The 12,240-nt window shown below is 69.7% G+C and carries 13 protein-coding genes; 7 read left to right on the forward strand and 6 right to left on the reverse strand.

The annotated features are described in order from the left end of the window. Nucleotides 1-6: 6 nt before the first annotated feature. The 6 genes from AC3WT6_RS12315 to rlmB all read right to left on the reverse strand — a co-directional run bounded on the left by AC3WT6_RS12315 (nucleotide 7) and on the right by rlmB (nucleotide 4,386). Nucleotides 7-750: a flagellar basal body rod protein FlgF gene (locus AC3WT6_RS12315; protein WP_492653896.1), complete on the reverse strand. Its 744-nt coding sequence runs from the start codon at nucleotides 748-750 to the stop codon at nucleotides 7-9. Nucleotides 751-782: 32 nt separating this feature from the next. Further along, the gene (gene flgE / locus AC3WT6_RS12320; protein ID WP_492653897.1) at nucleotides 783-2,000 is read right to left on the reverse strand and encodes a flagellar hook protein FlgE; all 1,218 of its coding nucleotides are present in this window, start codon (nucleotides 1,998-2,000) and stop codon (nucleotides 783-785) included. A gap of 40 nt (nucleotides 2,001-2,040) precedes the next feature. Beyond that, nucleotides 2,041-2,700, reverse strand: a complete 660-nt coding sequence (locus AC3WT6_RS12325) for a flagellar hook assembly protein FlgD (protein ID WP_492653898.1) — start codon at nucleotides 2,698-2,700, stop codon at nucleotides 2,041-2,043. Between the two features lie 13 nt (nucleotides 2,701-2,713). After that, nucleotides 2,714-3,100: a flagellar basal body rod protein FlgC gene (gene flgC, locus AC3WT6_RS12330; RefSeq protein ID WP_492653899.1), complete on the reverse strand. Its 387-nt coding sequence runs from the start codon at nucleotides 3,098-3,100 to the stop codon at nucleotides 2,714-2,716. After that, complete coding sequence (gene flgB, locus AC3WT6_RS12335; RefSeq protein WP_492653900.1) at nucleotides 3,097-3,492, reverse strand: flagellar basal body rod protein FlgB; 396 nt, start codon at nucleotides 3,490-3,492, stop codon at nucleotides 3,097-3,099. Before flgB ends, flgC begins: the two co-directional genes overlap by 4 nt. A gap of 123 nt (nucleotides 3,493-3,615) precedes the next feature. Continuing rightward, nucleotides 3,616-4,386: a 23S rRNA (guanosine(2251)-2'-O)-methyltransferase RlmB gene (gene rlmB, locus AC3WT6_RS12340; RefSeq protein WP_492653901.1), complete on the reverse strand. Its 771-nt coding sequence runs from the start codon at nucleotides 4,384-4,386 to the stop codon at nucleotides 3,616-3,618. Nucleotides 4,387-5,366: 980 nt separating this feature from the next. Between rlmB and fliE the strand changes: the two genes are divergently transcribed. The 7 genes from fliE to AC3WT6_RS12375 all read left to right on the forward strand — a co-directional run bounded on the left by fliE (nucleotide 5,367) and on the right by AC3WT6_RS12375 (nucleotide 12,202). Beyond that, the gene (fliE, locus tag AC3WT6_RS12345; RefSeq protein WP_492653902.1) at nucleotides 5,367-5,687 is read left to right on the forward strand and encodes a flagellar hook-basal body complex protein FliE; all 321 of its coding nucleotides are present in this window, start codon (nucleotides 5,367-5,369) and stop codon (nucleotides 5,685-5,687) included. Nucleotides 5,688-5,702: 15 nt separating this feature from the next. Further along, the gene (fliF, locus tag AC3WT6_RS12350; RefSeq protein WP_492653903.1) at nucleotides 5,703-7,466 is read left to right on the forward strand and encodes a flagellar basal-body MS-ring/collar protein FliF; all 1,764 of its coding nucleotides are present in this window, start codon (nucleotides 5,703-5,705) and stop codon (nucleotides 7,464-7,466) included. Between the two features lie 30 nt (nucleotides 7,467-7,496). Beyond that, nucleotides 7,497-8,522 carry a flagellar motor switch protein FliG gene (gene fliG, locus AC3WT6_RS12355; protein WP_492653904.1) on the forward strand — a complete coding sequence of 342 codons (1,026 nt, stop codon included), beginning with the start codon at nucleotides 7,497-7,499 and terminating at the stop codon, nucleotides 8,520-8,522. Further along, nucleotides 8,522-9,133 (forward strand): FliH/SctL family protein, encoded by a 612-nt coding sequence (locus tag AC3WT6_RS12360; protein ID WP_492653905.1) that lies wholly within the window; start codon nucleotides 8,522-8,524, stop codon nucleotides 9,131-9,133. Before fliG ends, AC3WT6_RS12360 begins: the two co-directional genes overlap by 1 nt. Beyond that, a complete protein-coding gene (gene fliI, locus AC3WT6_RS12365) occupies nucleotides 9,130-10,500 on the forward strand; it encodes a flagellar protein export ATPase FliI (protein ID WP_492653906.1) in 1,371 nt (456 codons plus the stop codon). Before AC3WT6_RS12360 ends, fliI begins: the two co-directional genes overlap by 4 nt. Continuing rightward, nucleotides 10,497-10,964, forward strand: a complete 468-nt coding sequence (fliJ, locus tag AC3WT6_RS12370) for a flagellar export protein FliJ (RefSeq protein ID WP_492653907.1) — start codon at nucleotides 10,497-10,499, stop codon at nucleotides 10,962-10,964. Before fliI ends, fliJ begins: the two co-directional genes overlap by 4 nt. 206 nt (nucleotides 10,965-11,170) lie before the next feature. Next, on the forward strand, nucleotides 11,171-12,202 hold the full coding sequence (locus AC3WT6_RS12375; protein WP_492653908.1) for a flagellar hook-length control protein FliK: 1,032 nt from the start codon (nucleotides 11,171-11,173) through the stop codon (nucleotides 12,200-12,202). Nucleotides 12,203-12,240 lie beyond the last annotated feature (38 nt).

A 12,240-nucleotide genomic window follows, 5' to 3' on the forward strand; every position in this document is an offset into this window, starting at 1 on the left:
GGCATCTCACTTCATGCGCAACAGGCTGGCCGCCTGCTGGGCGTTTTCATCAGCGGACTTCATCGCGCGGGTTTGCAGCTCGAAGTTCCGGGCCAGCTCGATCATCGTCACCATCGACTCGGCGATGTTGACGTTGCTGCTTTCCAGAGCGCCGGCGACCACCTTCGCACCGCTGCTGGTCTCCAGCGGCGGGCTGCCCTCGCGGGCGAAGTACAGGTTGTCGCCGGCCCTCGTCAGCTGTGTCGGCTCGGCCGCCACAATCTTGAGCCGCCCGACCGTCACCGCGGTACCGCTGGTCTGCCCCAGCGGGATCACCGAGATGCTGCCGTCGCTGCCGATGCTGAGCTGGGAGTTGGGCGGAACCTGGATAGGCCCACCTTCGCCCAGCACCTCCTGCCCGCCGCGGGTGCGCAGCAGGCCGTCGGCGTCGACCTGCAACTCGCCGGCGCGGGTGTAGGCCTCGCGGCCGTCGGCGGCCTGCACCGCCAGCCAGTCGCCGGCGCCGAGCGCGACATCCAGCTCCCGGCCGGTGCTGAGGATGGTGCCGGCGCGGCTGTCGATGCCGGCGTCGAGGCTACGGGCGTTGACGCGGCTCTCGAAGCCGGTGCCGGCGATCTGCTTGGCTTCGGCCACCACCAGCTCGGCCTTGAAGCCGGTGGTGCTGGCATTGGCCAGGTTGTGGTTGTTGGCCGCCTGGGCGCGCAGCGTCTGGGTGGCGCCGGAGAGGGCGACGTAGAGGGCGCGGTCCATGGCTTAAAGGCGCTCCGGCGCGGTGGGGCTGGCTAGCGGATGTTGATGATGGTCTGGGTGATCGAGTCGCTGGTCTGGATCATCTGCGCGTTCGCCTGGAAGTTGCGCTGCGCGGTGATCATGTTCACCAGCTGCGCGGTGAGGTCGACATTGCTGGCCTCCAGCGCGCCCGACTGCACCTGGCCGAAGGAGCCGGTGCCGGCCGAACCGAGCAGCACCGGGCCGGAGTCGATGGTCTCGCTCCAGGCGGTATCGCCGAGCTGCTTCAGGCCCTGGGCATTGCTGAACAGCGCCAGCGCCACCTTGCCGAGCGGGATCTTCTGGCCGTTGGAATAGGTGCCCTCGACCACGCCCTCGTCGCTGATGTTGAGGCCGGTCAGATCGCCGGCGGCATAGCCGTCCTGGTTCAGACGGGAGACGGTGAATTTGCTGCCGTACTGGCTGAGCTTGTCGATATCCAGATTGAGGCTGAGCGGCGCGGCGCCGTTGCTGGGCGTCACCATCGCCAGGCTCAGCTGGCCGTTGGCCGGCGAGGTGAGCGCGCCGGTGCCGGAAAACTGGATGGTCTGGGCGCTGCCCACCTCGTTGCCGTCGACGGTGACGTGCACGTCCCAGGCGCCGGCGGTGGCCGACTTCACGAAGTAGAGATTGGCCGGATGCGCAGTGCCCAGCGAGTCGTAGAGCGTCACCGAGGTGCCCTGGTTGTAGCTGTTGGGGTCGGTGGCGGAGAACGGCGTGATGGTCGGCGCGCTGGCATCCGCCGGCAGGTTGGCCACCACTTCCAAGAGGCTGCTCGCCTTCGGCGGGCTGTCGGCGGTGCCCAGGCGCAGGTCGCCGATGTTGGCGGTGTCGAAGCCGCCGCCGGCGAGCGGCGGGAACACCTGCAGGCGCTGGCCGGCGTTGTTCACCACCAGGCCGTTCTGGTCGGCGCCAAAGGCACCGGCGCGGGTGTAGGCCACGCCCTTGTCGCTGCGCACGGTGAAGAAGCCTTCGCCGCTGATCGCGAGATCGAGGGTGTTCTCGGTGTAGTTGATGTTGCCCTGCTTGAACTGCTGGCGGATGTCCTGCAGGCGGGTGCCGTTGCCGCTGGCGGTGCGCGACAGGCCGTAGGAGGTGGCGGAGAACACATCGCCAAACTCGGCGCGGCTGTTCTTGAAGCCGATGGTGTTGGCGTTGGCGATGTTGTTGGCGGTGACGTTGAGGTCGGACGAGGCGGCGTTGAGGCCGCTGAGCGCGAAGTTGAAGGACATGTAAAGCCTCCTGCGAGGAAAGGGTTGTGTTGGGGGCTGACTACTGGATGCGTTCGATCTGCGACAGCGGCAGCGTGCCGATGCCGCTGACCTCGACTTGCAGGCCGGAGCTCGACGGCTGCACGCCGATCACCTGGCCGAGTACATAGGTATTGGCGGCGACGCTGCTGCCACCATCGCTGCTGACCTGCGCCTGGAATTTGTAGCTACCGGCCGGCAGGCGTTTGCCGTCGTCATCGAGACCGTCCCAGCTGAAGTCGCCGCGGCCGGCACCCTGGGCGCCGTAGTCGATATGGCGCACCACCTGGCCGCTGGCATCGCTGATCTCCACCGACAGCCAGCCGGACTGCGGCACCTCGATGGCGCCGTTGACGCTGCCCTCGCTGCCGAGATTCAGACGGCTGCCGGCGACCAGCACCTCGCGGCCGACCAGGGCGGCGCCTTGCAGGGTCTGGTTGGCGGTGAGGCTGCTGGCGAGACCGGCGAAGGCGCTGTTGAGATCCTGCAAGCCGGAAACCTGCGAGAACTGCGCGATCTGGCCCAGGAACTGGCTGGAGTCCATCGGCTTGAACGGGTCCTGCGCCTGCAGCTGGGTGGTCATCAGCTTGAGGAAATCGGCCTGGCCGATCTCGCTCTTCTTGCTGCTCTGCACCGCCGTGCCTAGGCCTAGCGACTCGTAGCCGCCAACGCTGCTGGTCATGGGAGTCCTTTACTTACTTGCCGAGAGTGAGGGTGCGCAGCGCCAGATCTTTCGAGGTGTTGAACACCTCGATGTTGCTCTGGTAGCTGCGCGAGGCGGAGATCATGTTGACCATCTCCTCGACGACGTTGACGTTGGGGGCATAGACGTAGCCCTCGGGGTCGGCGAGCGGATGTCCGGGCTGGTAGAGCTTCTGCGGCTCGCGGCTGTCCTCGCGCACTTCCTGCACGCGCACGCCGCCGTCAACGCTCTGGAACACCGGCTCGTGAGCGCGGTACACCGCCTCCGGCGAGCCGGCGAGATTGTTGGCGTTGGCGAGGTTGGAGGCGGTGGCGTTGAGGCGCACCGACTGCGCCGCCAGCGCCGAGCCGGCGACATCGAAGACCGGGAAGCGGCTCATGCGGATTGTCCGGTGATGGCGGTCATCAGCGAGCGCACCCGACCGTCGAGAAAATTGAGGCTGGCCTGGTAGCGCAGCGCCGCGTCGGCGAACTGCGCCTGCTCGATCTGGGCGTCGACGGTGTTGCCGTCGGCCGAGGCTTGGAGCGGCACGCGCCACACGGTTTCGGCTTCACCGGGCTCGGCGGCCGTGCTCAGATGGCGGGCATCGCTGCCACTCAGGCGCTCGGCGTCGGCGACCGCGGTCTGGGCCGCGAGCGCGCGCTCGAAGTCGATGTCCTTGGCCTGGAAATGCGGGGTGTCGGCGTTCGCCAGATTGCTGGCGAGCACGTCCATGCGCTGACGGCCAAGCGAAAGCGCCGCGGCGTGGACGCCGAATAGCGGGTCGGACATGGGGCACCTCCGTCAGCCAAAAGGGTCTGGTCGGAGGGGCTCCTTCAAGTCCCGTGCCTGAGGTTTTTCGGGCAGCGGTGACGGCTTCCTGTCGCGGACCTTGAACGGCCCGCCGACGAGCGCCTATTTGCGCCGGGCGGGCGGCTTTCTGGTCTTGGCCGCGGCGGCCTGGCGCTGGCGGAAGGACTCGTAGAGGCAGACCGCGGCGGCCACCGAGACATTCAGGCTCTCGATCTCGCCGACCATGGGAATGCGCACCAGCTTGTCGCAGGTTTCGCGGGTGAGCCGGCGCAGGCCATCGCCTTCGCCACCCATGACGATCACCGTGGGGCCGGTGAGGTCGACGTCGTAGATCAGCTCGTCGGACTCGCCGGCCAGGCCGGTGATCCAGTAGCCCAGCTCCTTGAGGCGCTCCAGGGTGCGGACCAGATTGGTCACCGCCACCACCGGCACCCGCTCGGCGGCGCCGGCCGCGGCCTTGCGGGCCACCGGCGTCAGGCCAACCGCGCGGTCCTTGGGGATGATGACGGCGGTGACGCCCACCGCCTCGGCGGTGCGCAGGCAGGCGCCGAGGTTGTGCGGGTCCTGCACGCCGTCGAGCACCAGCACCAGGCGGTCCGGCGTGGCCGGCACTTCCAGCGCATCCTCGCCCTGGAAGTCGGCTGCCGGCACCGCCGCGATCACGCCCTGGTGGCGCAGGCCGGGGGCGTAGAGGTCGAGCTGGTCCTTGGAGACGGTGCGCACGGTGACCTTGCGGCGTGCGGCCAGCGACAGCAGCGCGGCCATGCGCGAGTCGCGGCGGGCGTCGGCGACCAGGATTTCGCGGGGTTGCTTGTCGCCGTCTTCGAGGGCGGCGGTGACGGCATGGAAGCCGCCGATATAGGTTTCGGACATGGGCGCAGTTTAATGGCTGGCGCCGGTGGGCGCTGGATTCTTTGTTTGCCGCCTTCCATTTGAAACAGGCCAAGCATGACTACGCCCCGCCTGGCGCCATTGCCTCTGCCTCTGCCCAAGTTCCCCTCTCCCTTGTGGGGAGGGGTTAGGGGAGGGGGAAAGCCGTGGCGGAGTGCAGTGCTTTCGCCTTGGTCTGCTGGTGTGCGGTGCTGGTGGTTCGCGCATTCGCGCTCTTTTAGCTGTGCAGGGTTTGAAGTCTTCTTTTCGCCCCCTGGCGACTCACTTTTCTTTGCTTGTGCAAAGAAAAGTAAGCAAAAGAAAGCACACCCTTGCGTAGCGCCCCCTACGGGGGTAAACCTGCGATGCTCGGCCCAAAGGGGCCGCTCGCGAACTCGGCGCCCTATAGGCGTCTCAGACATGCGCTCGCTGCTATCCCCCTTTGGTCCTCCGCTTCTCGGCGCCACGAAGGGGAGGGGTAAGTCAAAAGCATTCAGGCTCGTTGGCTGCGCCAACCTCGCGCGAGCGAAGCTAGCGCCTGCTGTAGAGGTTGCGGCGGGCGAAGACCGCCGTGCTGTGGACGTTCCGGTCCCCTTCGTAAGCGCCGAGAAGCGCAGTGGTCGGGGGGTATGGAAGCGCCCGCATGTTCGAGGCGCCTATAGGGCGCCGAGTTCGGGCGCGTCCCCCCGGCCACGAGCATCGCAGGGTACCCCGTAGGGGCGCGACGCAGGGGTGTGCTTTCTTTTGCTTACTTTTCTTTGCACAAGCAAAGAAAAGTGAGTCGCCAAGAGGCGAAAAAAAGCTCTCAGGCCCTGCACAGCCAGCAGAGCGCGAATGCGCGAACCGAAGACCCGCGCGCCGTGCCTTGCAGGGCGCCATGCGCCCGACCCCGAGGCTTACACAAACCCCGTCAAAGACCCGACACCCAGGCTGGTCCGGGACTTGCTCCAAGCCCGCTCAAACCCGCGCCTCAAGGGCCCGCAATGAACGACATCGGCATCAACCAGGTTCTCGCCCAGATCCGCACGCTCAATGCGGCCTCGGCGCGTGCTCCCGCTGCAACCGATAACGGCAAGGCGCTCGCGGACTTTAGTAATACCCTCGGCAAGGCGGTGGACGGTGTCGCCGGCGCGCAGAACACGGCGGCGGATCTGTCCACCCGCTTCGAGCTGGGCGACAAGTCGGTGGACCTCGCCTCGGTGATGATCGCCGGCGCCCGCGCGCAGGTGAACTTCCGGGCGGCGGTGGAGGTGCGCAACCGGGTGGTTGCCGCCTACCAGGACATCATGAACATGCCGATCTGAGCCGCGAGCTAAGCCATGCGTGAAGCCGTGCTCACCCCGGATCAACCCGACAATCTTCGCTCCTTGGGCGAGCGCATCAGCGCCGTCCCGGGCTTGAGCCAGTTGCTCCTGCTCGTCGGTCTGGCGGCGGCGATCGCCGCCGGACTCTCGCTGTTCATGTGGTCGCGGGCGCCGGGCTTCCAGCCGCTGTACTCGGGCCTGCCGGAACAGGACGTGGCGCTGATGGCCGACGCGCTCACTGCCGCCGGCATCGAGAACCGCGTCGATCCCGACACCGGCGCGCTCACCGTGCCGGCGGCGCAGTTGCGCAGCGCGCGGCTGAAGCTGGCCGGGCAGGGCCTGCCCAAGGCCGGCGGCGTCGGTTTCGAGTCGATTCGCGGCGAGCAGGGTTTCGGCGTTTCGCAGTTCATCGAGAGCGCGCGCTACCAGAATGCGCTGGAGACCGAGCTGGTGCGCACCATCAGCGCCTTGCAGCCGGTGAAGAGCGCGCGGGTGCATCTGGCCATCCCCAAGGCCTCGGCCTTCGCCCGTGGCCGCACCACGCCCAGCGCCTCGGTGCTGGTCGAACTGCACCCCGGCCGCACGCTGACGCCGCAGCAGGTGGCGAGCATCGTCCATGTGGTGTCTTCCAGCGTGCCGGAGCTGCCGGCGACGGCGGTGACCGTGGTCGATCAGGCCGGTGATCTGCTCACCGACGACAGCCGCGACAGCGCCGGTGCGCTCACCAACAGCCAGTTCGAGCATGTGCGCCGGGTCGAGGACGACTACACGCGGCGGGTACAGGACATCCTGCTGCCGCTCACCGGCAGCGGCCGGATCAGCGCCCAGGTGGTGGCTGACATGGACTTCACCAGTGCCGAGCAGACCGAGGAGCAATACCAGCCGAATCCGCAGGCGATCCGCAGCGAGCAGACCCGCGAGGAGCGCGACGCCGCAGTGGCGGCGCGCGGTGTGCCGGGAGCCACCAGCAACAAGCCGCCGGAGGCAGCACCGCTGGCCGCCGCGGCGGCAACGCCGGCGGTGACCAGCCCCGCCAGTCCCGGCACGGCGAATCCCGCCGCCGTGGCTGCCAGCAATGACGCGGCCGCTGCCGCCAGTGGCGGGGTCGAGGCCAGTGGTCCGCAGAGCCGCAGCAGCACCCGCAACTACGAGATCGACAAGACCGTGCGCTACAGCAAGCAGGCGCCGGGCCGCATCCAGCGCCTGTCGGTGGCGGTGCTGGTGGACTACCTGCCGCGCCCCGATGGCAAGGGCGGCATGGTGCCGAGCGCCCTCAAGCCCGAGGAGCTGAGCCGCATGGAGGCGCTGGTCAAGGAAGCGGTGGGCTTCGATGCCCAGCGTGGCGACAGCGTCACCGTGCAGAACGCACCGTTCGCGCCGACCGAAGCCTATGTGGAGCCGGAAGTGCCGCTGCTGGAGCGCCCGGAGTTGCGCGACGTTGCCCGCGAGGCCTTGGGCGCCCTGGTGTTGCTGGTGCTGATCATCGCGGTGATCCGCCCGGTGATGCGCGGCCTGTTCGGCGGACCGGACCGCAAGGTGCTGACCCCGGCCCAGTTGGCCGCGCTGGCGCCGCCGGAGCCCGCCGACGCCGCGGCCGCGGTCGGGCGGGCAGCGCTGCCCGGGCAGCCTGCCTCCGCGCTCACGCATGGCGAGGAAGAGCTGTCACCGTCGCCGGCGACCACCGCCTACGACCAGCGTCTGGAACGTGCCCGCCAGGCGGTGCGCGAGGACCCCAAGCGCGTCGCCCAGGTGATGCGTGCCTGGATCGCGCAGGAATAACCACCCCCAACGGAACCCAAGAGACCCGCCATGGCCGATGCCGCCTCCGCACCCCTCGCCGAGACCAAGCTGTCCGGCACCGACCGCGCCGCCATCCTGCTGCTCTCGCTGGGCGAGAACGAGGCCGCCGAGGTGTTGCGCCACCTGGGCGCCAAGGACGTGCAGCGGCTGGGGCAGGCGATGGCGAATCTCTCCAGCGTCAGCCGCGAGCAGGCGGAGTCGGTGTTGCACGGCTTCGTCGCCAACCTGGAGAGCCAGACCTCGCTGGGGGTCGGCGCCGACGACTACGTGCGCAAGGTGCTGGTGCAGGCGCTCGGCGAGGACAAGGCCGGCGGTCTCATTGACCGCATCCTGCTCGGCCGCAACTCCAAGGGCCTGGAAGCGCTGAAATGGATGGAGACCCGCGCGGTCGCGGAGCTGATCCGCAACGAGCATCCGCAGATCATCGCCATCGTGCTGTCCTACCTCGATCCCGATCAGGCCGCCGAGGTGCTGGTCAATCTGCCGGAGCGCATCCAGTCCGACGTGGTGCTGCGCATCGCCACCCTTGACGGCATCCAGCCGCAGGCGCTGCGCGAGCTGGACGAGATCATGGAGCGGCAGTTCACCGGCACCGCCAACATCAAGTCCTCCAGCGTCGGCGGCGTGAAGGTGGCGGCGACCATCCTCAACCTGCTCGATTCCAGCACCGAGGCCAGGCTCACCGAAACCATCAAGGGCGTCGACGAGGATCTGGGTCAGCGCATCCAGGACCTGATGTTCGTGTTCGACAACCTCGCCGACGTCGACGATCGCGGCATCCAGACCCTGCTGCGCGAAATCAGCACCGACACCCTGGCCCTGGCCCTGCGCGGCGCCGATCCGAAGGTGAAGGACAAGCTGCTGCGCAACATGTCCAAGCGCGCCGCCGAGATGCTGGTGGAAGACATGGAGGCCAAGGGCCCGGTCAAGATTTCCGATGTCGAGGTGGCGCAGAAAGACATCCTCGCTACCGCCCGCCGGCTCGCCGAGTCCGGCGGCATCGCTCTCGGCGGCAAGGGCGAGGACTTCGTCTGATGTCCGAGCTCTGGACGACCGAACACGGCGCCCGCGCCACCCGCTGGGTGCTGCCCAGCTTCGAGGCCCCCAAGCCCCCGCCGCCGATGCCGGACCCGGCCGCCACCGCCGCGCGGCTGGCCGAGCTGGAAGCCGAGGCCGCCGCCCGCGGCTTCGCGCTCGGCGAGATCCAGGGCCGCGCCGCCGGCCTGGCCGCCGCCGAGACACAGGCGGCGCGGGTACGCGCGGTGCTCGATGCCCTGGCCACACCGCTGGGCGCGCTCGACGCTGAGCTGGAACGGGTGCTGGTGGCGATGACGCTGGAGGCCGCGCGTCGCATCGCCCAGCAGGAACTGGCGGTGGACCCGGCGCGCGTCGCCGCGGTGGTGCGTGACGCTGCCGCCGCGCTGGGCTCGGTGCCGCGCGCGCTGCGCGTGCATGTCGCCCCCGAGGACTACGGCGCGCTTACCGAGGTCTTGAGCAGCGAGATCAGTGGCGCCGGCTGGTCGCTGATCGCCGACGGCGATGTGCTGCCCGGTGGCTGCCGGGTGAGCAGCGAGCACGCCACCGTCAACGCCAGCCTCGACGCCCGCGCCGCCGGTCTCGCCCACGAGCTGCTGGGCAACGAATGAATGCCGCCGAAAGCCTGAGCCGCGAGCGCCAGCACCATCTGGCGCAACGCCTGCGCGAGCAGCTGCCGGTGCTGAGCCGGGCACCGCTGATGACTGTCGAGGGCAGCCTGACCCGCGTGGTGGGGCTGACCCTGGAAGCGGTCGGCTGCCAGGTGCAGATCGGCAGCCGCTGCCGGGTGGTCGATATCGACGGTGCCGCGCTGGAGGCCGAGGTGGTCGGCTTCGCCGGCGATCGCGTGCATCTGATGCCGATCGGCGATCTCGCCGGCATCGCCCCGCATGCGCGGGTGGTGCCGCTGCGGCGGGTGGCGCGGGTCAGCGTCGGCAACGATTGGCTGGGCCGGGTGCTGGACGGTGAGGGCGATCCCCTCGACGGCCGCCCCAAGCCGCGCGGCGAAGTCAGCGCGCCGCTGTCGGGTCGCCGCATCAATCCCTTCGAGCGCGCCCCGGTGCGCGAGCCCCTGGATGTCGGCGTGCGCGCGCTCAACGCGCTGCTGACGGTGGGGCGCGGGCAGCGTCTGGGTCTGTTCGCTGGCACCGGCGTCGGCAAGTCGACGCTGCTCGGCATGATGACCCGCTACACCGCCGCCGACGTGATCGTGGTTGGACTGATCGGCGAACGCGGCCGCGAGGTGCGCGACTTCGTCGAAGCTTCGCTGGGGCCGGAAGGCCTGGCGCGCGCCTGCGTGATCGCTACCCCGGCCGACCGCTCGCCCTTGCAGCGCCTGCACGGCGCGGCGCTGGCGACCACCGTCGCCGAGCACTTCCGCGACCGTGGCCTCAACGTCCTGCTGCTGATGGACTCGCTGACCCGCTACGCGCAGGCGCAGCGCGAGATCGGCCTGGCCATCGGCGAGCCGCCGACCACCCGCGGCTATCCGCCCAGCGTGTTCGCCAAATTGCCGGCGCTGGTGGAGCGCGCCGGCAATGGCCCCGAGGGTTCCGGCTCGATCACCGCCTTCTACACCGTGCTCACCGAGGGCGACGATCCCCAGGACCCGATCGCCGACGCCGCGCGCGGCATCCTCGACGGCCACATCGTGCTGTCGCGACGCATCGCCGAGGGTGGCATTTATCCGGCGATTGATGTCGAGGCCTCGATCTCGCGCGTCGCCAACGACTGCACCAGCCGCGAACAGCAGCAGCTGGTGCGGCGCTTGCGCGGCCTCTTGTCCGCCTACCAGCGCAATCGCGACCTGATCGCCATCGGCGCCTATCAGAAGGGCAGCGACCCGCGCACCGACGCCGCCGTCGCGCTCTGGCCGGCCATCGAAAAGTTTCTGAGCCAGGATGTCCAGGCTGGCGCGGGATTTGGAGAAAGCCTTACGCAGCTCCAAGCGCTGCTCGACCAAGGTCCCGCCACATGACTTCCCCGCTGCCAGGACAACACCGTTTCGAACCGCTGCGCCAACGTGCCGCCGGCCTGGAGGATCAGGCCGCCAAACTACTGGCGGAGGCGCTGCGCCGCCACGCCCAGGCCGAGAGCCGCCACGCCGAGCTGTGCCGCTACGAGGCCGAATACGCGGAGCGGCCGCTGCCGGAAACCACCGGCGTCAACAGCCTGCGCCACAACGCCGCCTTTCTGGCGCGTCTGCGCGAGGCGGTGCGTTTCCAGGCCGAGCGCGTGGCCAGCAGCGCGCAGGAGGTCGAGCGCGCCCGCGCGCACTGGCTGGCCAGTCATCGCGAAGTGGAGAAGCTGGACCGCCTGCTCGCCCAGGCCGCCCAGGAGGCGCGTCAGAAAGACGCCCGCCGCCAGGGTCGGGAGATGGACGAAAACGCGGTGCGCGGCTTCATGGCGCGGCGCCTGCTCGTCGCTGATCGCCCGGCATGATCGCGGCGACGGCGGCCCCGCCGGCCGCGGCGCCGACGCCCGCGCTCGTGGGTAACGCCGCCACCGCCACCGGTTCGTCGGCGGTCGAGTTTTCCCGCCTGCTGTCCGATCCGCGCGAGCCGGCACCGGTAGGCAAGGCCGCCGGTGTCAGCCCTGTGGCACCGTTAGCGCCGGCAGCGGACTCAGCGGCAGCAGCGAGCGCAGTCATGCCGCAGGCGCAGGAGCAGACCGTGGTTCAGGGCGCCACGCAGGCCGGAGCGCAGACTCCGGTTGCCGCCGAGGTCGTGGTCGAGCCGCGTCCGCAGGGGCTGCGTGGCAAGCCCGCCTGCCGGGCGCCGGACCCGATCTCCCTGCGGGCCGCCGAGCCCGGCGAGTCCGCCTGCGCCGAAACGCCTTTGCTGCCAGTCAGCAGCGCCGAGCCGGTTGCGGCGAGCGTGTCGCCGGCCGCGGCGCCAGAAACACCGCTGCCAGTCGACCCTGCCGCCAGCCTGCTGTCGCAGCTCCAGTTGCAGTTGCCGCCGGTGGCGGTGCCGGCTTTCGCCACGGAGCCCTTGCGCTCCGGTCCGGCCGTCGCCGTCAGTACCGATGCCGGTGTCGCCACCGGCGCCGCGGCTGGCGCAATTCCGGTGCTGCCAGGCGAGCCCAATGCCGGCGAGCAGGCCGCGGTCGTCGCGGCGGCGGATGCCGTTTTGCCGCCACTCGCCGCCGATTCGCCGCCGCCGGCCGTGGCGGAGGGCGGTCGCGGCAGCGAGCCGCTGTTCGCGCTGCCGACCGGTGCCGCCGGCAATGTCGCCAGCGCCAGGCTTGAGCCGCCGCCCCTGCCGCCGCCGCCGCTCAACACCAGCCGCCAGGACTGGCCGGAGCAGCTGTCCAGCCACATCAGCTGGCAGCTGGGACAGGACGTACAAGAGGCGCGCATCGAGCTGGCGCCGCAGGATCTCGGCGCCATCGACCTGCAAGTGCGGGTGCAGGACGGCCGCGTGCAGGTGCATATCGGCGCCGCCCAGCAAGCGACCCGTGACTTGTTGAGCGAGGCCTTGCCGCGCCTGCGCGAGCTGCTTGGCGATAGCGGCCTGAGCCTGTCGCAGGCCAGCGTGTTCAGTCAGGACGCCCAGTCGCGCGGCCATCCGGCCTGGCCCGCGCGCAGCGGCCGCGAGGCGGGGGAGCTGGCGACTTCCGAGTTGCCGGCGGCGCTGACGCCGCCGCGCTTGCGCGGCCTGCTCGACCACTACGCCTGAGCTTTCAGGCCAGGAAACGCAAAACGGCAGCCCGCGGG

This window comes from Stagnimonas sp. FW305-C-60, from assembly GCF_058782965.1.